Origin of the sequence: Streptomyces sp. NPDC005963, from assembly GCF_040638655.1 — a bacterium.
In the GTDB taxonomy this organism is placed as follows: domain Bacteria; phylum Actinomycetota; class Actinomycetes; order Streptomycetales; family Streptomycetaceae; genus Streptomyces.
Genome location: NZ_JBEXVD010000027.1, coordinates 71,068 through 90,851, shown reverse-complemented (window position 1 = coordinate 90,851; position 19,784 = coordinate 71,068). Strand labels below are relative to the sequence as shown.

Sequence of the window (19,784 nt, the reverse complement as noted above, 5' to 3'; positions counted from 1 at the left end):
ATGACCACACCCCGCAGCGAACTGCTCGTACGCCAACTCGACACCGTCTGGGCCCTGTTCGAGTACCACGCGCCCGGCCTGGACGATGACGCGTGTCTGTGGGAGCCGGCGCCCGGGGCCTGGACGGTGCGCAAGGACGCGGCAGGGCGCTGGGTCCCCGACTGGCAGGTGCCCGAACCCGATCCCGTGCCCACCACGTCGATCGCCTGGCTCTCCTGGCACATCGGCTACTGGTGGACGACGACGCTCCGCCACTGCTTCGGCCCCGGTGCCCCCGCCCGTGAGGAGATCCACTGGCCGGGCGGTGCGGCGGACACCGTGCTCTGGCTGACCGGACTGAAGGACGAGTGGCGGGCCGAGCTGCTGGCGCTCACCGATGCCGACCTCGACTCCACCGCCCGCACCGAAGGTCTCCCCTGGGGCGAGGGGCTGCGGCTGGGTGACGTGGCCGGCTGGGTCACCGTGGAGCTGACCAAAAACGTTGCGGAGATCGGTCAGCTGCTCCTCCTGCGGCAGGCGCTCACGGCGCGGGGCGTAGCGTAGACGGCATGAGTGTGTATGGATCGTTTCCGGGAACCCGACCGCGGCGGCTGCGGACCACCCCGGCCCTTCGGCGCATGGTCGCCGAGACCCGGCTCCACCCCGCCGATCTGATCCTTCCCGCGTTCGTCCGGGAGGGCATCAGCGAGCCCGTGGCGATCTCCGCCATGCCCGGTGTGGTGCAGCACACCCGGGACACCCTCCGGAAGGCGGCCGTGGAGGCCCGTGCGGCGGGAGTGGCCGGGATCATGCTGTTCGGCGTGCCGGCCGACGAGAAGAAGGACGCCCTCGGGACGGCGGGCACCGACCCGGACGGCATCCTCCAGGTCGCCATCCGCGATGTGCGCGCCGAGGTCGGCGACGAACTGGTGGTGATGTCGGACCTCTGTCTGGACGAGTACACCGACCACGGCCACTGCGGGGTGCTGGACTCCGAGGGGCGCGTCGACAACGACGCCACGCTGGAGCGGTACGCGGAGATGGCCCAGGTGCAGGCCGATGCCGGGGTCCATGTGGTCGGGCCGAGCGGGATGATGGACGGGCAGATCGGGGTCGTCCGCGATGCGCTGGACACGATCGGCAAGGAGGACGTGTCGATCCTTGCCTACACGGTCAAGTACTCCTCGGCCTTCTACGGGCCGTTCCGGGAGGCCGTCGGATCGTCGCTGACCGGGGACCGCAAGACGTACCAGCAAGATCCCGCCAATGTGCGGGAGTCGTTGCGCGAGTTGGCGCTCGACCTCGAAGAGGGCGCGGACATGGTGATGGTGAAGCCCGCCGGTCCCTATCTCGACGTCCTGGCGAAGATCGCGGACGCGGTGGACGTACCGGTCGCTGCCTACCAGATCAGTGGCGAGTACGCGATGGTCGAGGCCGCCGCGGAGAAGGGCTGGATCGACCGGGAGAAGGCGCTCCTGGAGACGCTCACCGGCATTCGGCGGGCGGGTGCGCAGATGATCCTCACCTACTGGGCGACGGAGGCCGCGGGGCTGCTGCGCGCCCAGCACTGAGCCGCCGCACGGTGGACCGGCAGTGCGCACACACCAATGCGGGCCGGGGAAGGCATCCCGGCCCGCAGTCTGGTGGGGTGGTGCTCAGCAGGACAGGTTGCCGCCGGTGGGGACCCCGAGGATCTGGGCGAACTGGGTGTACTTCGTCACCCGGCTCTGGACCTGGGCCGGGTTTCCGCCGTTGCACTCCAGCGTGCCGTTGATCGACCGGATGGTCTGGCCGAAGCCCGCCTGGTTGACCATGGCGTCATGGCCGGTCATCGTGCCCGGGCCCTTCTGGGTGTTCCAGTACCAGAGGCCGGTCTTCCAGGCCACGGCCGGATCCTGTTCCACCTTCCAGGGGTTGGCGAGCAGATCGATGCCGAGCGCTTCGCCCGCCGCCTTGTAGTTGAAGTTCCAGCTCAGCTGGATCGGTCCGCGCCCGTAGTACGCGGCCTGGCCGGCGGGGCAGCCGTAGGGCTGGTTCCGGTCGCAGTAGTGGGGGTAGTTCGCGGTGTTCTGCTCCACCACGTGGACCAGTCCACCGGTCTCGTGGTTGATGTTGGCGAGGAAGGCCGCGGCCTCCTGCTTCTTGATGGTGTCGCTACCGGTGTTCGCGAATCCCGGGTACGCGGTCAGGGCTTCGGTGAGCCCCGCGTACGTGTAGAACGGCTTCCGGTTCGGGAACATCTGGTTGAACTGCGTCTCGCTGACCACGAATCCGGTGGGGTTGGGATTCTGGCTGGTGCTTGGACTCGGGTTGGGGCTGGGCTCTCCGCCGACGCAGGTGTACGGGTCCCAGTACCAGGTGCTGACCGTGGGGTTCCAGCCCGGGTTGTCGTGTTCGGCCACGTAGTGCTTGCCGTCGCTGTACTTGACGACATCGCCCGTCCGGTAGTTGGTGCCGAAGCTCCAGTTGGGGGCGTTGGTGCACTTGGCATCGGCGGCGGGGGCGGCAGTTGCTGTGGGGAGCAAGCTTGCCGCGGCCAGACCGCTTGCGGCGACGATGGCAACGAGCCATGCCTTCATGCCTTTTCGCACGCGCTGTCTCCTTTGCGCGAGGAACGGCCGTGCCCGGAAAGGGAGGTGGGGGCTCCGGGCAAGGCCGAGGTGGGGGGTTGTACCACTCACTCAAGCGCTTCGGTCTAGCCCAGTCAAGGTATAGACCAATGCGAGTTCGTGGTCTCTCGGCGGGCTCAGCGTGGCACAACTGTGCTGATCACACGCCGAGTTGAGGCAAAGTCCGAGGTGGGACGCCTCGCCAACGCGTCGGGAGGGAGCGGGAGTGGACGGTTGAATTCCGGCGGACGTCGAGTGAAGGGCGTGGTCGATCGCCACGGCCCGCCGGTCTCGTGGCCCGCCTTCGGCCCGTGGTCCGGGACTTTTCGCGAGCGACGCCATACGCCATCGATGCCCCCGTGGGTCGCGGAACGTCGTACCTCCCGATCGCCGCGTGATGGCCCGTGAGGCCGAAGGGTCGTTGCGGTACGCAGCGAAAGGCCGGCGGATTGCGGTCCCGGCAGTCGGTTCCCGGCCCGGGCAGTGGTGATCTCGGGCGAGCGGGCGCACCCTGGAGAGGTACCTGCGGAGGTGATCCACCATGCAGACACTCGTCGGATGGCACATCGAGCTGGAGTTTCAGGAGGAGAACGATCGGACCCGGGCCGCGGCCATGGTGAGACTCGCGGACGGGACCGAGTTCCGCTCGCACGGGCTTGCACAGCGTCACCCGTCGGACCCGGAGCAGTTGCGGGTGGGCGAGGAGATCGCCGGTGCGCGGGCCCTGATGGAACTCGCCTCACAGTTGTTGCAGAAGGCCCACACCGAGATCGACGAGGCATCGGGCCGTACGTCCCACATGCTCAAGTGATGGCACCGGGTGACCGCTGGTGCGCGGTGCGCTCACGGACACCGGTCGGTCCCGGGGCGGTCGGTCGTGGGCCCACTTCACGGACGACCCGATATGTGGGCGCTCCGGTCATCCGGGCCTCGGCCTTGCCGGCGAGACCCTTGAGGGCCGCTCCGATGGCGGCCATCCTGCCCTCGGTGTCGGACATCGCCACGAAGTCGCGGTAGCTCGCCTCGCTCTCCCAGGCGACGATGTTGTAGACGCGGGTGCCGTCGGTGCTGATGTGGAACCGGGCGGAGCGGTAGCCAGGGTAGTGGCTCACCCATGTCTCGATGATCTCCGCGAAGGCGTCCACCAGGGCTGTCTGCGTCGCCTGGCCGTCGACGGTGTAGTCGATGATCGAGTAGAAGCCGCGGTCGGTGGTCATGCCGGTCCTCCTGGGGATGAGCGGTGTCGATGGGGCTGCTGGTCGCCTCCTTGAGGAGAGTTTGGAACCTCAAGGGAACTTGAGGTCAAGGGGTGTGGAGGGGTGGGGGAAAACGGCTCGGCACACGCACGAGGCCGCGATCCCCGGGGGGACCGCGGCCTCGGTGTGCTGACGGAGCCGTACTACAGGCGCTCGGGGGTACGGATGCCCAACAGCGCCATGCCCTGGTGGAGCGTCCGCGCGGTCAGATCGATCAGGAACAGTCGGTTCTCGACGACCTCGGGCGGGTTCGCGTCGCTGAGGACCTGGCACTGGTCGTAGAACTTCGTCAGGTGCGACGCCAACTGGTACAGGTACGCCGCGAGCTTGTGCGGCTCGTACGCGGCCGCCACCTCGGCGATCGTCTCGCCAAACCGGTCCACGTGGAGCGCCAACGCCCGCTCCGCCGGGGCGAGTTCCAACTCCGGATGGGCGATCGGGCTGACCGCCCCCGCCCTCCGCTTGATCGATTGGATCCGGGCGTACGCGTACTGGAGGTACACGGAGGTGTCGCCGTTCAGCGACACCATCTGGTCCAGGTCGAAGCGGTAGTCCCGGGTCGCCGACGTGGACAGGTCGGCGTACTTGATCGCACCGATGCCCACCTGCACACCGCGCTCAGCGATCTCCGCCTCGGTGAGCTCGCCGCGGGTGTCCTTCTCCCGTACGACCTCGGTCGCGTGCTCCACGGCCTCGTCGAGGAGGTCCACCAGCCGGACCGTCTCGCCCTCCCGGGTCTTGAACGGCTTGCCGTCCTTGCCCAGGACCGTGCCGAACGCCAACTGGACCGCCTTCACGCGGTCGTTGAGCCAGCCCGCCCTGCGGGCCGTCTCGAAGACCATCTTGAAGTGCAGCGCCTGCCGGGCGTCCACCACGTACAGCAGGGTGTCCGCGGAGAGGTTCTGCACCCGGTCCCGGATCGCGGAGAGGTCGGTGGCGGCATAGCCGTAGCCGCCGTTCGACTTCTGCACGATCAGCGGCGTCGGCTTGCCGTCGGGGCCGAGGATGTCGTCGAAGAAGACGCAGAGCGCGCCCTCCGAGCGGACCGCGACTCCCGACTGCTCCAGGAAGCGGCAGGTGTCGTCGAGCATGTCGTTGTACCCCGACTCGCCGACGACGTCCGCGTCGTGGATCTCCATGTCGAGCTTGCCGAAGACCGAGTAGAAGTAGATCTTCGACTCGTCGACGAACCGCTGCCACAGGGCCAGAGTCTCGGCGTCCCCGGCCTGGAGGGCGACCACCCGGTCCCGCGCCCTGGCCTTGAACTCCTCGTCGGAGTCGAAGTGGGCCCGCGAAGCCTTGTAGAGCCGTCCGAGCGACGACATGGCCTCCTCGCCCGAGACCTCCTCGCCCTGCTCGTGGTCCAGCTCGTGCGGGTGCTCGACCAGGTACTGGATGAGCATCCCGAACTGGGTTCCCCAGTCGCCGATGTGATGGCGCCGGATCACCTTCTCGCCGGTGAACTCCAGGATCTCCACCATGGCCGCGCCGATCACGGCGGACCGCAGATGTCCGACGTGCATCTCCTTGGCCACGTTCGGCTGGGCGTAGTCGATGACGGTGGTGCCGGCGTGCTCGTCGTACGCGACCCCCAGCCGGTCGTCGGCGGCCCGGGCGGCCAATGTCTCCACGATCGCCCGGTCGGTGACCGTGATGTTCAAGAAGCCCGGTCCCGACACCTCGACGTCCCGGAAGAGGTCCCCCGCGGGGAGGGCGTCGACGACCTTGGTCGCCAGCTCGCGCGGATTGCCCTTGAGCCTCTTGGCGAGGGCCAGGATGCCGTTGGCCTGGAAGTCGGCCCGGTCGCTGCGTCGCAGAAGCGGGTCGGCGGAACCGGCCTCCGGCAGGGCTGCCGAGAGGGCGTCCGCGAGGCGCTGCTGCACGGTCGAAGCGAGGGAGGGGACCGAGGCCATGAGCTTCCGTTCCTGGGAGAGTGGGGCATTACCGACTGTCAAGTGTCCCATGGGCACGACGGCGCCTTCCGCCAATTTCGGGTGGCCCCCTCGGGGGTGTGTGACCGATGATCGGCAGGCATACCGGACTGCCTCGGAGCCGGTCCTTCCGTCTGGGACAATGGTGTGCGCCGAGTAATCGAGGGGTTTCGAGAAAGAAGGACGTGCCGACCGTGGCTCAGAGCAGCACCGAGACCGACTGGGTCTCCCGTTTCGCGGACGATGTCATTGCGGAATCGGAACGGCGTGCGCCTGGGAAACCTGTCGTCGTCGCCTCCGGGATCTCCCCCTCCGGCCCCATTCACCTGGGCAATCTCCGTGAGGTCATGACTCCGCACCTGGTCGCGGACGAGGTCAGGCGGCGCGGCCACGAGGTCCGTCATCTGATCTCCTGGGACGACTACGACCGCTTCCGCAAGGTTCCCGCGGGCGTCGAGGGAGTGGACGAGGGCTGGGCCGAGCACATCGGACGCCCGCTGACGTCGGTCCCCGCACCGCAGGGCTCCCCCCACCCGAACTGGGCCGAGCACTTCAAGGCCGTGCTGATCGCCTCCCTGGCCGAGCTGGGCGTCGTCTACGACGGCATCAGCCAGACCGAGCAGTACACCGCGGGCGTCTACCGCGAACAGATCCTGCACGCCATGAAGCACCGGGGCGACATCGACGCGATCCTCGCCCAGTACCGGACGAAGAAGGCCCCGGCCAAGAAGTCGCAGAAGCCGCTCGACGAGGCGGAGCTGGAAGCCGCGGAGGGCTCCGGCGCCGCGGCCGAGGACGACGGCAACACCTCCGCCGGCTACTTCCCGTACAAGCCCTACTGCGGCAACTGCGAGAAGGACCTCACCAACGTCACCGCGTACGACGACGAGAGCACCGAGCTGACGTACACCTGCACGGCGTGCGGCTTCTCGGAGACCGTCCGGCTGAGCGAGTTCAACCGCGGAAAGCTGGTGTGGAAGGTCGACTGGCCGATGCGCTGGGCCTACGAAGGGGTCGTCTTTGAGCCCAGCGGTGTCGACCACTCGTCGCCCGGCTCGTCCTTCCAGGTCGGCGGCGAGATCGTCGGCAGCATCTTCGGCGGACAGCAGCCGATCGGGCCGATGTACGCCTTCGTCGGCATCTCCGGCATGGCGAAGATGTCCTCGTCGCGCGGTGGGGTGCCCACGCCGGCCGATGCGCTGAAGATCATGGAAGCGCCGCTGCTGCGCTGGCTGTACGCGCGCCGACGGCCCAACCAGTCGTTCAAGATCGCGTTCGACCAGGAGATCCAGCGGCTGTACGACGAGTGGGACAAGCTCGGCACGAAGGTGGCCGACGGATCCGCGCTGCCCGCCGATGTGGCGGCGTACACCCGTGCCGTCGGCACGGCCGCCGGCGCCCTGCCGGCGACGCCGAGGCCGCTCCCGTACCGGACGCTGGCCTCCGTCGTAGACATCACCGCAGGCCACGACGAGCAGACGGTACGCATCCTCAGCGAGCTCGACCCGGCGAATCCGCTGACCTCGCTGGACGAGGCGCGACCCCGGCTGGACCGCGCCGAGAACTGGATCACCAGCCAGGTCCCGGCCGACGCACGGACCGTCGTGCGCTCCGAGCCGGACACCGAACTGCTGAAGTCGCTCGACGACGACGGTCGGGAATCGCTGCGGCTGCTGTTGGAGGGCCTCGACTCGCACTGGTCCCTGGACGGTCTGACCACCCTGGTCTACGGGGTGCCGAAGGTCATGGCGGGCCTGGAGCCGGACGCCAAGCCGACGCCGGAGCTGAAGGCGGCCCAGCGGTCGTTCTTCGCGCTGCTGTACCGGCTGCTGGTGACCCGGGAGACGGGACCGCGGCTGCCCACGCTGCTCCTCGCGGTGGGTGCGGATCGCGTCCGGACCCTGCTGGGAGCCTGATCTCAGCCGTAGCTGCGGCAGCCGGGGCCGGGTGCTCCTCCTTCGGGGGGAGTGCCCGGCCCCGGCTCTGTCCCATGGGCCCGGTGCCCCGGCCCGGTCCGGGGCCGGCACAGGGGCCGCCCCCGGCCGTCCGCTGCATCCTTCGGTCTACCGCCCGTTCCGACGTGCGCATGACGCAACGCGGTCCGGCGCGGGGGACCGTGGAGACATGAAGAACGAAATCCTCCTCATCATCGGCTGGATCGCCGCCATCCAGGGCGCACTCGGAGCGGCGGGCCAGATGTTCGGCGAGAACCCGTGGGGCTTCGTCCATCTCTGGTGGGACGTCCCCGTCGGCGGGTACCTCGCGCTCTTCCTGGTGGGCGCGGCCCTCGCGTTCATGGGGGAGATGGCACGCAAGAAGGAGAAGGGGTGACCGAGAAGCCCGAAAGCGGGCCGCGGCGGCGAACCGCACGGAACGGATCGTTCCTTCCGGCCGGTGTGCGCCACTCCGGGGCCTGCGCCCGACACCGATCCACCTTAGAGACCTCCGGGCGACGGCCGGTCCATCGCCCGGAAGACTCCCGCAAGCCGGTCGCCCGCTGCTGTCAGAGGGCGACCGACTGCTGTCGGGCAGGGAATCCGTACGACGGCAGGGCGTAGCGGGCCGCCCCGCGCCCGTGCCTGACCTGCGCATCGGTGTCACCAGGGGTACAGCGGTGCGATCGACCGCCGGTACGGGGGTGTCCCCCTGCTCTCCCTACTCCCTGTGCTCAGGCGATGTGCTCGGCGGCCAACTCGGCGTCCATGCGCTGCCGGAACTCCGGCATCGCCTGGCGCAGCAGGGCCGCACCCCGGGGGTGGTTGATGCCGTGGGCGTCCGACAGCTGGATGTCGAGCTGTTCGGCGCTCGGGTACTTGCCCAGATCCCGGGAGAGCGAGGCGAAGACCGGGTAGGCCGCCTCGTAGAACTCCTGGTCCTCCGCGAGTTGTCGGGCGTCCGGCAGCTCTGCCGGTTCCGTGCCGCCCTCCCGCAGCTGCTCCCGTATCTGCTCCTGCGTCGGCTCCTGTATCTGCTCCTGCACGGACCTCTGCACGGACCCCTGCATGGGCGTCTGCTCCATGGGAGACGTCGCCTCGACCGGCTGTGCGGACTGCGGGATGGAGTGGTGGGCCGGCTGTTCGCCCTGCGGCGGGTTCTGCGGCTGCGCGGCCGGTGACGGGAGCGACGGGCCCTGCGGCCCCCTGAAGTGCTCCTGCACCTGCTCGGGCGAGTGCGGATGGGGCTGGGCGTACATCTGCGGGTGCGGCTGGGCGTCGGGGGCGAACACCTCGTGGGGCTGGGGGTGACCCTGCGGATGAGCCTGCGCCTGCGGGTGGGGCTGCGCCTGAGCCGGATACGCGGCCATGCCCTCGGAGCGCTGGCCCGGGATTCCGCCGAGCGGGCGCGTACGGCCGGGACCCGAAGGGACCCGTACCGGCGTGGGCTCCAGCCCCTCCACGTACGTCGGATTGAATCCCTGCTCCGCAGCGTCCTGTGACATCTGCACGGCGTTGAACCACGGACTGTCATGAGCGCCCGGCCCGACGTGCTGCGGTGCGACCTCCTCGTACTGCTGGGGGTGCTGTTGCCCCTCGACCGGGGCTTGCGCCCTCGGCAACTCCGGCTGGGCGCTCGCCGCCGTCGGAGCCTCCAACGTCGGCTGTGGCTTGGGGGCCGGAGGCAGCAGCACCGGATCGATGCCGGCCGCGGCCAGACCGGCCGCAGCCGTCTCCGCGAGCGGTACGCCGTACTTGGCCAGCCGCAGCGGCATCAGCGACTCCACCGGTGCCTTGCGCCGCCAGGACCGCCCGAACCGCGCCTGGAGCCTCGCCTGATAGATCAGCCGGTCCTGCTCCAGCTTGATCACCTGCTCATAGCTGCGCAGCTCCCAGAGCTTCATCCGCCGCCAGAGCTTGAAGGTGGGGACGGGCGACAGCAGCCAGCGGGTGATCCGGACACCCTCCATGTGCTTGTCGGCGGTGATGTCCGCGATCCTGCCGACCGCGTGCCGTGCGGCCTCGACCGTGACGACGAACAGGATCGGGATCACGGAGTGCATACCCACGCCCAGCGGGTCCGGCCAGGAGGCCGCGCCGTTGAACGCGATGGTGGCCACGGTCAGCAGCCATGCCGTCTGCCGTAGGAGCGGAAAGGGGATCCGCATCCAGGTGAGCAGCAGATCGAGCGCGAGGAGCACACAGATGCCCGCGTCGATGCCGATCGGGAAGACGAGCGCGAAGTCGCCGAACCCCTTGCGCTCCGCCAGATCCCGTACCGCCGCATACGAGCCGGCGAACCCGATCGCGGCGATGATCACGGCGCCCGCGACCACGACCCCGATGAGTATGCGGTGTGTGCGTGTCAGCTGCATTGCGGCCACCGCGACCCCCTCCCCTGTTCGTCATGCGTACGCATGTCCGGGAAAGGAACAGGTTCTTGGGTGCGCATGGTGAGGAACGCGCGCACAGGAACGCATGTTCCTTTCCGGCCAGGGGCAGGCTACTTGTTGGCGGCCGATACGGCAGTAACGGTCTCCTTCGCCGCGGGAACGGCATTGTTCACCAGATCGGCCACTGCCGGGGACTTCGCGCCCGCGTAGCCGGTGCCGTTGTACGTCAGCGTGATGAGGATGTTGTCCGTACGCGTCACGATCGTGACGTACGAGAAGTCCACGCCCGTCTTGCGGAGTTGGTAGGTCAGGGCGGTCGCCTCCTCGCCGACTCCAGCCGCGGGCACCGACTTCATGCCCTTCGCGCCGGTGGTGGCGCGGGTCTTGGCCACCTCCTTGGCGTACGACTCCTGGGCGCGCTGCTTGCCGCTGGTGGCGAGGGCCGCATCCGATTCGTAACGCAGGAAGGAGACGTCGAGCCAGCGGTACTGCGAGCCCTTGACGCCCTTGTCTTCCAGACCGTTCCACGAGCAGCTGGCGCGGACGAGGAGATCGGTGGACCGACCGGCCGTGCCCGAGGGGGACTTGGTCGACGGCACCAGCTTCTTGACGGTCTTCGCCGGGACGGACTTGCAGGCGTCCGGCAGCTTGGCGAACTTGACCGGGGCGACCACCGGCTTCTTCTCCGCCTCCGGGGTGGCCAGGGGCGCTCCGCCCGAGCTGCCGGTCTTCTCCTTCGCCTGGGACTTCTCGGCCTTGGGCTTGCTGTCCGGGTCCGACGAGCAGCCGGAGGCGACGAGCATCACCGGGACGGCTGCGCAGGCGAGTATGCGGGCGAGTCGCGGGGCTGTTCGGTGCATGGTTCCCTCAGTCGTGGTCGTACGGTCTTCGGTCGTTCGCCGGGCCGGCCGGAGCGATCGGCCGGCGATGCCACCGTACGCGGACCGTGCGCATCGGCGGTGAGCCTGTGGATAACGCGGACGGCGCCTGTGGACGGGCGGACCGCCCGTCCCCTGCGCCCGCGAAGGGGTCAGTCGTTGAACTTCTTGACCAGGTTCTTGGCCAGACGCTGGGCCTTTTCCTGGAGCGCGGCGCTGTCGGGGGTCACCGTGAGCTGGCCCGACTGCTCGGTGTACACCACCGTCGCGATGACGTTCGATGTGCGGAACACCACGCTCACGGTGCGCCGCTGCGCGGTCGAGCCGGCGCCGGGGGAGGCGAGGTCGTCATCGAGGTAGGCGGCGTCACCGAGGCCGTCGAGGACGCGTGAGCCGAGGACGGGGGTTCCGCCTGTGGGGTCGGTCGACGGCGGGTTGGTCCCGGGCGTGGAGGCGGCGGTGGACGGCGATGACGACGATGACGACGAGGGGGCCGAGGCGGCTCCGGGGACGGCCGCCGCGAGTTGTTTCTCGGCGAAGAGTGCCTGTGCCCGGTCCTCGTCGCTGACGGCCGGGTCGTAGGACACGACCCGTTCGAAATCGAGGTTCAGGCTGTGCGAAGCCTCCGACGCATCGGACTTCCAGGCGCAGCTGACGCGTCGATCGGTGTCGAAGGTGCTGCCGGCGGTGCCGCGGAGGGCCTCGCGCTGCCGCTCGTCGGGCAGTTCGGCGGCGCCGGGCAGGAGGTTCTTCAGCTCGGATCCTCCGATGGCGCCGCACGGTTCGAACAGGGTGCGGTACTTGCCGGGCTGGGCCACGGCCTTGGTTCCGGTGCCCGCTTTGGAATCGGTGGTGGAACCGGAGGCTCCGGTGTCGGAGGTGCAGCCGGCCGCGAGCACGGCGAGGAGGGCGGCTTGGAGCGCCGCGGCCCGCCCCGACGGGGACGCCTTCGTCCTGCGGTGCGATACGTACGCCCGTGCCTCCGGGCGGGGTGCGTACGCCTTTCGTTGCACGGTCCCAGGCTCCCTTCGAGCGGAAAAGCTGTTGCCGCACGAAGGCGGCCGATGGACACAATGTCTATCGCACACGCTGCCGTGGATGTCGATTCGCTGGGGTTTTCGCGGGCATTGACACCGGTTTTGCGTTTCAATGATTTTAGGAATGCTTTCGGGGGGTTTGAGGGGCTATGTCGTATGTAGAAATGCCGGGTGCGAAGGTTCCCATCCGCATCTGGACCGATCCGGCCACCATCGAAGACGCCGCGATGCAGCAACTGCGGAACGTGGCGACGCTGCCGTGGATCAAGGGCCTGGCCGTGATGCCGGACGTCCACTACGGCAAGGGCGCCACGGTCGGTTCCGTCATCGCCATGAAGGGTGCCGTGTGCCCGGCCGCGGTGGGTGTCGACATCGGCTGTGGGATGTCTGCCGTCAAGACCTCCCTCACCGCCAATGACCTGCCCGGTGACCTCTCCCGACTGCGCTCGAAGATCGAGCAGGCCATTCCGGTGGGTCGTGGGATGCACGACGAGCCCGTCGACGTCGACCGGGTGTACGGCTTCGACGCACAGGGCTGGGGCGACTTCTGGAGCCGGTTCGACTCGATCGCCGACCCGGTGAAGTACCGGCGCGACCGGGCGGCCAAGCAGTTGGGCACGCTCGGCGGCGGCAACCACTTCGTGGAGTTCTGCCTGGACGAGACCGGTGCGGTCTGGCTGATGCTCCACTCCGGCTCCCGCAACATCGGCAACGCACTCGCCGAGCACCACATCGGCGAGGCCCAGAAGCTGTCGCACAACCAGGGCCTCGTCGACCGCGACCTCGCGGTGTTCATCGCTCAGACCCCGCAGATGGACGCCTACCGCAACGACCTCTTCTGGGCGCAGGAGTACGCGAAGCACAACCGCGCCATCATGATGGGGATCTTCCAGGAGGTCGTCCGCCGCGAGTTCCGCAAGGCGCGGGTCACCTTCGACCCGGTCATCTCCTGCCACCACAACTACGTGTCGGAGGAGCGGTACGACGGGATGGACCTGCTGGTCACCCGCAAGGGAGCGATCCGGGCGGGCAGCGGCGACTACGGCATCATCCCCGGTTCGATGGGCACCGGCTCCTACATCGTCAAGGGCCTCGGGAACGAGAAGTCGTTCAACTCTGCCTCCCACGGCGCCGGTCGCAAGATGAGCCGCAACGCCGCCAGGAAGCGGTTCACCACCGCGGACCTGGCGCAGCAGACCCAGGGTGTCGAGTGCCGCAAGGACGCCGGTGTGGTGGATGAGATCCCGGGGGCCTACAAGTCGATCGAGCAGGTCATCGACCAGCAGCGGGACCTGGTACAGGTCGTGGCCAAGCTCAAGCAGGTCATCTGCGTCAAGGGGTGAGGCCGCACGACGGACCCGACGCCTGCGCGGCACGGGCCAGCCGTGCCGGGGGCGATGCCCGGAAGTCGATGTCGGGCGTCGCTGCCCGGCGGCGATTCCCTGTTGGGGAGCGGCAGCCGGGGCGGCTGTCGCTCAGAGCTCCCGGTGGACCTTGGAGTTGGACGCCTGGGCGCGCGGGCGGACCACCAGCAGGTCGATGTTGACATGCGCCGGACGGCTGACCGCCCAGGCGATGGTGTCCGCCACGTCGTCCGCGGTCAGGGGCTCGGCCACGCCCTCGTACACCTTGGCCGCCCTCTCCTCGTCGCCGCCGAACCGGGTCGTGGCGAACTCCTCGGTCTTCACCATGCCCGGTGCGACCTCGATCACCCGGACCGGGGTGCCGACGATCTCCAGCCGTAGGGTCTCGGCCAGCACATGGGCGCCGTGCTTGGCGGCGACGTATCCCGCGCCGCCCTCGTAGGTGGCGTGGCCCGCCGTGGAGGTCAGCACCACGACCGTGCCGTCACCGCTGGCGGTGAGCGCGGGCAGCAGTGCCTGCGTGGTGTTGAGGGTGCCGATCACATTGACCTCGAACATCCGGCGCCAGTCGGCCGGGTCGCCGGTGGCCACGGGGTCGGCGCCGAGTGCTCCACCGGCATTGTTGACCAGGACGTCCACCCGGTCGAGGCCGGCGGCGAAGGCGTCGACGGCCGCCCGGTCGGTGACGTCCAGCTGCTGGGCGGTGGCCCGGTGGCCCGCGACGACGAGCTCGTTGACCAGCGCTTCTAGTCGGTCCTTCCGGCGGGCGGTGGCGACGACGTGGTAGCCGGCCCGAGCGAGCTGTCGCGCGGTGGCCGCCCCGATGCCGCTGCTGGCCCCGGTGACGACGGCGACGGGCGTGGAGGGAGTGCTGGCGGTGGTCATGTTCCTGCTCCTCGCGCAAATGATCGAACCGGCTCCCAGGATAGGCAGCGTCCCCGGGCGGTCGATCGTCAGCGCCCCCGTGGTGCGTACATGATCAGAGCCATGCCCGCCAGACAGATCAGGGCCCCCAGGATGTCCCAGCGATCCGGACGGTATCCGTCCGCGACTACCCCCCAGGCGATCGAGCCGGCGACGAACACCCCGCCGTAGGCCGCCAGGATGCGTCCGAACTCTCCGTCGGGCTGGAGGGTGGCCACCACCCCGTAGGCGCCCAGCGCGATCACGCCGGCGCCGATCCAGATCCAGCCGCGGTGTTCCCTGATGCCCTGCCAGACGAGCCAGGCCCCACCGATCTCGAAGAGCGCGGCGACGACGAAGAGGGCGATGGACCGGGCGACGAGCATGACCTCAGCCTGCCACGGGATTCGTTCGAGACGCGCCGAGCCGAGGGACTATCAATATGATAAACCCTCAAAAAGGTATCTTCTTCGCTATGTATGCCAAACGTCAGGTGCTGCTCACGGTCGCCGCCGTGCTCGCAGCCGGAGTGATGGTCGCCGGTACGGGGGTCCATGCCGCCGGCGCGGACGACGTGGTGCCCGAATCGGACCTCGCCCACCACGGCCATGCGTCGCTGACCGACGGCCGGCTGAGGATCTCCCTGGTCTCCACCAACCTCGGCCCCCGGGGCCTCGCCGACTCCACCGCACGGCTCGAACTCTCCACCCCGCTGGCGGACGCGCAGTCCCTGCCGCACGGATGCCTACAGGCCGGTGATCGGGAGGTGCTCTGCACCACCGGACCGCTCCGGGCGGGCGCGGCCGGCTTCCGAAGGGTCCTTCACCTCCGTACGGCGGACGAGCAGGACGAGGTGATCGTCACCGTCGGCACCCGGTGGAACGGCGGTGTGCCCGACCCCGAAGCCGGCAACCACGAACACGACGTCCTGGTCCCGGCCACCGGAGCCCCCTATGCGTTCTGAGGCGAAGCCGCAGCGCCCGCCCTCCCGCACCGGCGGTGTACGGACGAGGAGCGCACGCACCCGCTAGGCCGCACCGCCGCCGAACTCCCGGACCGCCCCGTCGACGATCGCGACCAGCCGGGAGTGGTGGGCGCCGCGCCAGTAGGCCCTGCCGCACGCGGTGCACTGGGCGAAGACGTCGTAGTTCCGCTGGGTCCCCTGCTGCAACTGGTCCTGTACGGAGTCCTTGTCGGCCGGGACCAATCGGCCGTTGCAGGCGGTGCACCGCGTCCAGGGAGCCAGGGCCGGAGCGAACCGTTCCAGGACGTCCCTCAACTGCTCGTCGGGCTGGTCGCTGTAGACGTAACCCCCGGCCCAGAGCTCCCGGCGGCGCAGCAGCCCCCGGTCCCGGGAGAGCATCACCCGCTTCTCCCGCGCGGAGAGTGCCGCCAGCGCGGGATCGCCGATGTCCTCGTTCTCGTAGGCCGCATCGACCCCGAGCAGCCGCAACCGGCGCGCCAGCGTGCCCAGATGGACGTCGAGCAGAAAGCGCAGGGGCGCCCCCGGGACCCGCTGCGGACGGCTGACGGCCAAGACCTCGACGCGCTCACCGGCCGCGGGCACATGGGAGACGGCCGTCGGCATCCCGTCGACCAGGATCCGGCCCGCTTCGGTCAGGGGCACGCCCAGCGACTCGATGACGTGACCGAGCGTGGAGGAGCCGTCGGTGAGCAGGTCGGTCGGTCCCTGCCGACGGTCCGACGGTACGAAGAGACGCAGCTCAGGGGCGACGGTCAGCTGAATTTCCGGTCCATTCACCCGGGCAGCATGTCATTCGAGGCACGCCGGGGCATTCGGGTTATCGGGTCACTGGGGGAGCTGGCCCCCTTGCTGAAGGGGGTTCGGGAAGGGGCCCGGGAAGGGGTGCGGCCGTTGGAGGTCGAGCCGCCAGTCGTTCACCTGGAGGGGATGGCCCGGCGGGTACTCCACCTGGCACTCGCCCATCGCCGTGAAACCGACCTTGCGGCACACGGCGTTCGACGCCTCGTTCCGCACGCTGGGGAAGGCGTGGAGATAGCGGTGACGACGCTCGGCGCGGGCCGCTTCCACCACCGCCAGCGTCGCCGCGGTGGCCGCGCCGCGGCGCTGGAACCCCGGGAGGACCGTCCAACCCGTCTCGTAGACCTGCCCGCCGAGCCATTGCTGTTCCCAGAAGCCGATCGTGCCCATCGACTCGCCCGTGCCCGCCGACACGATCCGGTACATCCGACCCTTGCCGCCGCTGTCCGTGCTCAGTCGGAGATAGCGGAGGTGGCGCGCCACCACCTGCTCGTCCGATTCGGGGCCACCCAGATGGCTCATCAACTCCGGCGCGTTCGCCGCGCGGAGCAGATCGAGATCGCCCTCGGTCCATGCCTCGATGTGTACCGCAGCAGTCGTGTCGCCCATGGCCCCACGGTAGGCGGTGCCACTGACATCGACACCGGTGCAGCTGACAGGGGTCTTCAGGGCTGGCGGGCCGAGGTGCGCCAAGGGTCCGTGCGGTGCTTCAGGGGGTGTGCCCCGGGCGGACACCCGCTTCCGGAGCCGAGCGACACGGCGGCCGGGCCTCAGCAGACGCGTACGGCGCCGATCACGGCCACACCAGACAGTACGGCTGGTGTCCGGCCTCGTGCAGCCGATGGCTGAAGTCCTGCCATTCATGGAGGAGTCGGTACACGGTGAAGGCGTCTCGGGGCCCGCCCCGATCCGGAACCGTCGACCAGATGAAGGCCGCCGCGCCCACGGACTCCTCGCCCAGGTCGCGCAGGGGGTCCACCACGGTCATCGGGAGTTTGACCACCGCGTAGTCGGGGTGGAGGACCACGAGCTCCAGCGGTGGGACCTTGTTGAGCGGCATGCCTTCGATGCCCATCAGGACCATGGCGGCTATGGTCTCCGGCTTGATCTTGGTGAACAGCCCGCCCATGCCGAGCTCGTCCCCGCCCAGTTCCTCCGGGCGCATCGATATCGGCACCCGGGCAGCCGTGGCCCCGTCGGGCGCGCCGAAGTACTTGTAGGTCACCCCCACCCGGCCGCTCCTGCCTCCTGTGGCATCCGCGTCCGCGTCGCCTCGTCGGTGCCTGCCCCGACGGGCAGGGTCAGGGCCCAGGTCGTCAGTCCCCTCGCCCAGTCCGCCACCGCGATACATATCTCCACCCGACCACTCGCAGCCCCCGCCGCGCAACCCGATCATCGTGACAGTGACCTCCCCCACGAGCGTCAGGTGAAACACCTGTCCGTGAGGAACACCGTGGCCTCTGACACCATGGATTCCGTGAGCCTTCCCTGTGTCGTCCCAGTTTCGCAGATACGAGGGGGGTGATGCCCTTTCGTCATACGAGGAGATCGCGCTCCCTGCTCACCCGTGGCCGAGATCATCCGCCCCGGTCACCCGAACCCCACCATCGTTAGATCAGGACCAACGTGGCGTATTCATACGAAGCCCCAGTTTCGCAGGCGCTCTTCGACCGTGCGTCCCTCGTGACGCCCGGCGGCGTCAACTCTCCCGTGCGGGCCTTTCGAGCCGTGGGCGGTACGCCACGGTTCATGGTGTCCGGCACCGGCCCGTACCTCACCGACGCGGACGGACGCGAGTACGTCGACCTCGTCTGCTCGTGGGGGCCGATGATCCTCGGTCATGCCCATCCGGCCGTGATCGACGCCGTCCAGGCGGCGGTGGCGCGCGGTACCTCCTTTGGTACGCCCGGTGAGGGCGAGGTCGCGCTCGCCGAGGAGATCGTCGCCCGGGTCGGCCCCGTCGAACAGGTGCGACTGGTCTCCAGCGGTACGGAAGCGACGATGTCGGCGATCCGGCTCGCCCGTGGGTACACCGGTCGGGCCAAGGTGGTGAAGTTCGCCGGGTGCTATCACGGACACGTCGACGCACTGCTGGCCGCGGCCGGTTCTGGCGTCGCCACGTTCGGGCTGCCCGACACGCCCGGGGTCACGGGCGCCCAGGCGGGGGAGACCGTCGTCCTCCCGTACAACGACCTCGAAGCCGTTCGGCAGGCGTTCGTCGCACACCCCGGGGAGATCGCCTGTGTGATCACCGAGGCGTCGCCGGGCAACATGGGCGTGGTGCCGCCACTGCCCGGCTTCAACCAGGGACTGAAGGACCTCTGCCGCGAGCACGGCGCGCTCTACATCTCCGACGAGGTGATGACCGGCTTCCGCACCAGCAGGGCGGGCTGGTACGGCGTGGACGGTGTCGAGCCCGATCTGATGACCTTCGGCAAGGTCATGGGGGGCGGGTTCCCGGCCGCCGCGTTCGGTGGGCGTGCCGAGGTGATGGCCCATCTGGCTCCTGCCGGTCCCGTCTACCAGGCGGGCACCCTCTCCGGGAACCCGGTGGCGACCGCGGCGGGCCTGGCGCAGCTCCGGCTGTTGGACCCGGCCGCGTACGAGAGGGTCGATGCGGTCTCCGCGCAGATCCAGCGGCTGGTCGTCGACGCGCTGACCAAGGAAGGGGTGGCGCACCGGCTTCAGAACGCGAGCAATATGTTCTCCGTCTTCTTCACCGCGGACGAGGTGCGGAACTACGAGGACGCCAAGCGGCAGGAAGCCTTCCGCTTCAATGCCTTCTTCCATTCGATGCTCGCCGACGGGGTGTATCTGCCGCCCTCCGCGTTCGAGTCGTGGTTCGTCTCCACGGCCCATGACGAGCGGGCGATCGAGCGCATCGCCGCCGCCCTGCCCGCCGCCGCCCGGGCCGCCGCGGAGGCCGTGGCATGAGCGGCGTCGACAGCACGGGACGGGCTCACGACGGCCCCGGGGGCAAGGCCACCACCGTCGTCCATCTGATGCGGCACGGCGAGGTGCACAACCCGGACGGCATCCTCTACGGCCGCCGCACCGGCTACCACCTCTCCTCGCTCGGTCGGCAGATGGCCGACCGGGTCGCCGAAGCGCTCGCGGACCGTGACGTCACCCATGTCGTCTCCTCCCCGTTGGAGCGCGCCCAGGAGACCGCGACACCGGTCGCCAAGAGCCACGGTCTCGCCGTCGGCACCGACGACCGGCTCATCGAGGCCGGCAACGTCTTCGAGGGCAAGACCTTCGGCGTCGGGGACGGTGCCCTGCGCAGACCCGCGAACTGGCGGCACCTGACCAATCCGTTCCGCCCGTCCTGGGGCGAGCCGTACATCGAGCAGGTGGTGCGGATGATGGGGGCCCTCAACGACGCGCGGGACGCCGCCCGCGGGCACGAGGCGGTCCTCGTGAGCCACCAGTTGCCGATCTGGATCGTCCGCAGCTTCGTCGAGCGGCGGCGGCTGTGGCACGACCCCCGCCGACGGCAGTGCACCCTGGCTTCGCTGACCACGTTCACCTACGAGGGCGATCGCATCGTTTCGGTCGGATACTCGGAGCCGGCACGTGATCTCGTCCCGCCGCATCTGCTCGCCGGCGCCAAGCCGGTGAAGGGGAAGTCGAAAGCATTCGGTGCATAGCTCTCCGTTAGTTTCGAGATCGTTCTCGGATTTCTTGCCGAGGAGTTCCAAGCGCTCCCTGACGCCT

20 protein-coding genes are annotated in these 19,784 nt (G+C 69.2%); 9 read left to right on the top strand and 11 right to left on the bottom strand.

Features of this window, described 5'->3' with window-relative positions; genetic code table 11:
* Both ABZ348_RS28555 and hemB read left to right on the top strand, forming a co-directional pair.
* Positions 1-543 carry a DinB family protein gene (locus ABZ348_RS28555; RefSeq protein ID WP_358937822.1) on the top strand — a complete coding sequence of 181 codons (543 nt, stop codon included), beginning with the start codon at positions 1-3 and terminating at the stop codon, positions 541-543.
* 5 nt (positions 544-548) lie between these two features.
* The gene (hemB, locus tag ABZ348_RS28550) at positions 549-1,550 is read left to right on the top strand and encodes a porphobilinogen synthase (RefSeq protein WP_358937820.1); all 1,002 of its coding nucleotides are present in this window, start codon (positions 549-551) and stop codon (positions 1,548-1,550) included.
* 84 nt (positions 1,551-1,634) lie between these two features.
* Here hemB and ABZ348_RS28545 read toward each other — a convergent pair whose 3' ends face one another.
* Complete coding sequence (locus ABZ348_RS28545; protein WP_358937844.1) at positions 1,635-2,558, bottom strand: glycoside hydrolase family 19 protein; 924 nt, start codon at positions 2,556-2,558, stop codon at positions 1,635-1,637.
* 571 nt (positions 2,559-3,129) lie between these two features.
* Between ABZ348_RS28545 and ABZ348_RS28540 the strand changes: the two genes are divergently transcribed.
* Positions 3,130-3,399: a DUF1876 domain-containing protein gene (locus tag ABZ348_RS28540; RefSeq protein WP_358937818.1), complete on the top strand. Its 270-nt coding sequence runs from the start codon at positions 3,130-3,132 to the stop codon at positions 3,397-3,399.
* Here the strand turns inward: ABZ348_RS28540 and ABZ348_RS28535 are convergent.
* A complete protein-coding gene (locus ABZ348_RS28535; protein ID WP_358937816.1) occupies positions 3,392-3,805 on the bottom strand; it encodes an antibiotic biosynthesis monooxygenase in 414 nt (137 codons plus the stop codon). The two genes, ABZ348_RS28540 and ABZ348_RS28535, sit on opposite strands and share 8 nt — an antisense overlap.
* Before the next feature lie 182 nt (positions 3,806-3,987).
* Entirely contained in the window at positions 3,988-5,757 is a 1,770-nt protein-coding gene (argS, locus tag ABZ348_RS28530) for an arginine--tRNA ligase (RefSeq protein ID WP_358937814.1), read from the bottom strand.
* 203 nt (positions 5,758-5,960) lie between these two features.
* On the opposite strand from argS, the gene lysS reads away from it, so the two are divergent.
* Both lysS and ABZ348_RS28520 read left to right on the top strand, forming a co-directional pair.
* Complete coding sequence (gene lysS / locus ABZ348_RS28525) at positions 5,961-7,691, top strand: lysine--tRNA ligase (RefSeq protein WP_358937812.1); 1,731 nt, start codon at positions 5,961-5,963, stop codon at positions 7,689-7,691.
* A gap of 208 nt (positions 7,692-7,899) precedes the next feature.
* On the top strand, positions 7,900-8,106 hold the full coding sequence (locus tag ABZ348_RS28520; RefSeq protein ID WP_358937810.1) for a hypothetical protein: 207 nt from the start codon (positions 7,900-7,902) through the stop codon (positions 8,104-8,106).
* Positions 8,107-8,443: 337 nt separating this feature from the next.
* Here the strand turns inward: ABZ348_RS28520 and ABZ348_RS28515 are convergent, their stop codons facing one another.
* From ABZ348_RS28515 to ABZ348_RS28505, 3 genes are all read right to left on the bottom strand, one after another.
* A complete protein-coding gene (locus ABZ348_RS28515; protein WP_358937808.1) occupies positions 8,444-10,093 on the bottom strand; it encodes a DUF2637 domain-containing protein in 1,650 nt (549 codons plus the stop codon).
* A 119-nt stretch (positions 10,094-10,212) separates the two neighbouring features.
* Positions 10,213-10,962 (bottom strand): DUF3558 domain-containing protein, encoded by a 750-nt coding sequence (locus ABZ348_RS28510; RefSeq protein WP_358937807.1) that lies wholly within the window; start codon positions 10,960-10,962, stop codon positions 10,213-10,215.
* Positions 10,963-11,132: 170 nt separating this feature from the next.
* On the bottom strand, positions 11,133-11,993 hold the full coding sequence (locus tag ABZ348_RS28505; protein WP_358937806.1) for a DUF3558 domain-containing protein: 861 nt from the start codon (positions 11,991-11,993) through the stop codon (positions 11,133-11,135).
* 173 nt (positions 11,994-12,166) lie between these two features.
* Here ABZ348_RS28505 and ABZ348_RS28500 point away from each other — a divergent pair, with 173 nt between their 5' ends.
* Entirely contained in the window at positions 12,167-13,360 is a 1,194-nt protein-coding gene (locus ABZ348_RS28500) for an RtcB family protein (RefSeq protein ID WP_358937804.1), read from the top strand.
* 132 nt (positions 13,361-13,492) lie between these two features.
* Here the strand turns inward: ABZ348_RS28500 and ABZ348_RS28495 are convergent, their stop codons facing one another.
* Both ABZ348_RS28495 and ABZ348_RS28490 read right to left on the bottom strand, forming a co-directional pair.
* On the bottom strand, positions 13,493-14,266 hold the full coding sequence (locus ABZ348_RS28495) for an SDR family oxidoreductase (protein WP_358937802.1): 774 nt from the start codon (positions 14,264-14,266) through the stop codon (positions 13,493-13,495).
* Positions 14,267-14,334: 68 nt separating this feature from the next.
* Positions 14,335-14,670, bottom strand: coding sequence for a YnfA family protein (locus ABZ348_RS28490; protein ID WP_358937800.1), 336 nt, complete (start codon positions 14,668-14,670; stop codon positions 14,335-14,337).
* A gap of 89 nt (positions 14,671-14,759) precedes the next feature.
* Between ABZ348_RS28490 and ABZ348_RS28485 the strand changes: the two genes are divergently transcribed.
* A complete protein-coding gene (locus tag ABZ348_RS28485) occupies positions 14,760-15,248 on the top strand; it encodes a hypothetical protein (protein ID WP_358937798.1) in 489 nt (162 codons plus the stop codon).
* A gap of 63 nt (positions 15,249-15,311) precedes the next feature.
* On the opposite strand, the gene ABZ348_RS28480 is transcribed toward ABZ348_RS28485, so the two are convergent.
* From ABZ348_RS28480 to ABZ348_RS28470, 3 genes are all read right to left on the bottom strand, one after another.
* The gene (locus ABZ348_RS28480; protein ID WP_358937796.1) at positions 15,312-16,046 is read right to left on the bottom strand and encodes a Mut7-C RNAse domain-containing protein; all 735 of its coding nucleotides are present in this window, start codon (positions 16,044-16,046) and stop codon (positions 15,312-15,314) included.
* 48 nt (positions 16,047-16,094) lie between these two features.
* A complete protein-coding gene (locus tag ABZ348_RS28475; protein WP_358937794.1) occupies positions 16,095-16,676 on the bottom strand; it encodes a GNAT family N-acetyltransferase in 582 nt (193 codons plus the stop codon).
* A gap of 184 nt (positions 16,677-16,860) precedes the next feature.
* On the bottom strand, positions 16,861-17,418 hold the full coding sequence (locus ABZ348_RS28470; protein ID WP_358937842.1) for a hypothetical protein: 558 nt from the start codon (positions 17,416-17,418) through the stop codon (positions 16,861-16,863).
* 275 nt (positions 17,419-17,693) lie between these two features.
* Between ABZ348_RS28470 and hemL the strand changes: the two genes are divergently transcribed.
* Both hemL and ABZ348_RS28460 read left to right on the top strand, forming a co-directional pair.
* A complete protein-coding gene (gene hemL, locus ABZ348_RS28465; protein ID WP_358937792.1) occupies positions 17,694-19,001 on the top strand; it encodes a glutamate-1-semialdehyde 2,1-aminomutase in 1,308 nt (435 codons plus the stop codon).
* Positions 18,998-19,717, top strand: a complete 720-nt coding sequence (locus ABZ348_RS28460; RefSeq protein WP_358937790.1) for a histidine phosphatase family protein — start codon at positions 18,998-19,000, stop codon at positions 19,715-19,717. Before hemL ends, ABZ348_RS28460 begins: the two co-directional genes overlap by 4 nt.
* Positions 19,718-19,784: the final 67 nt, after the last annotated feature.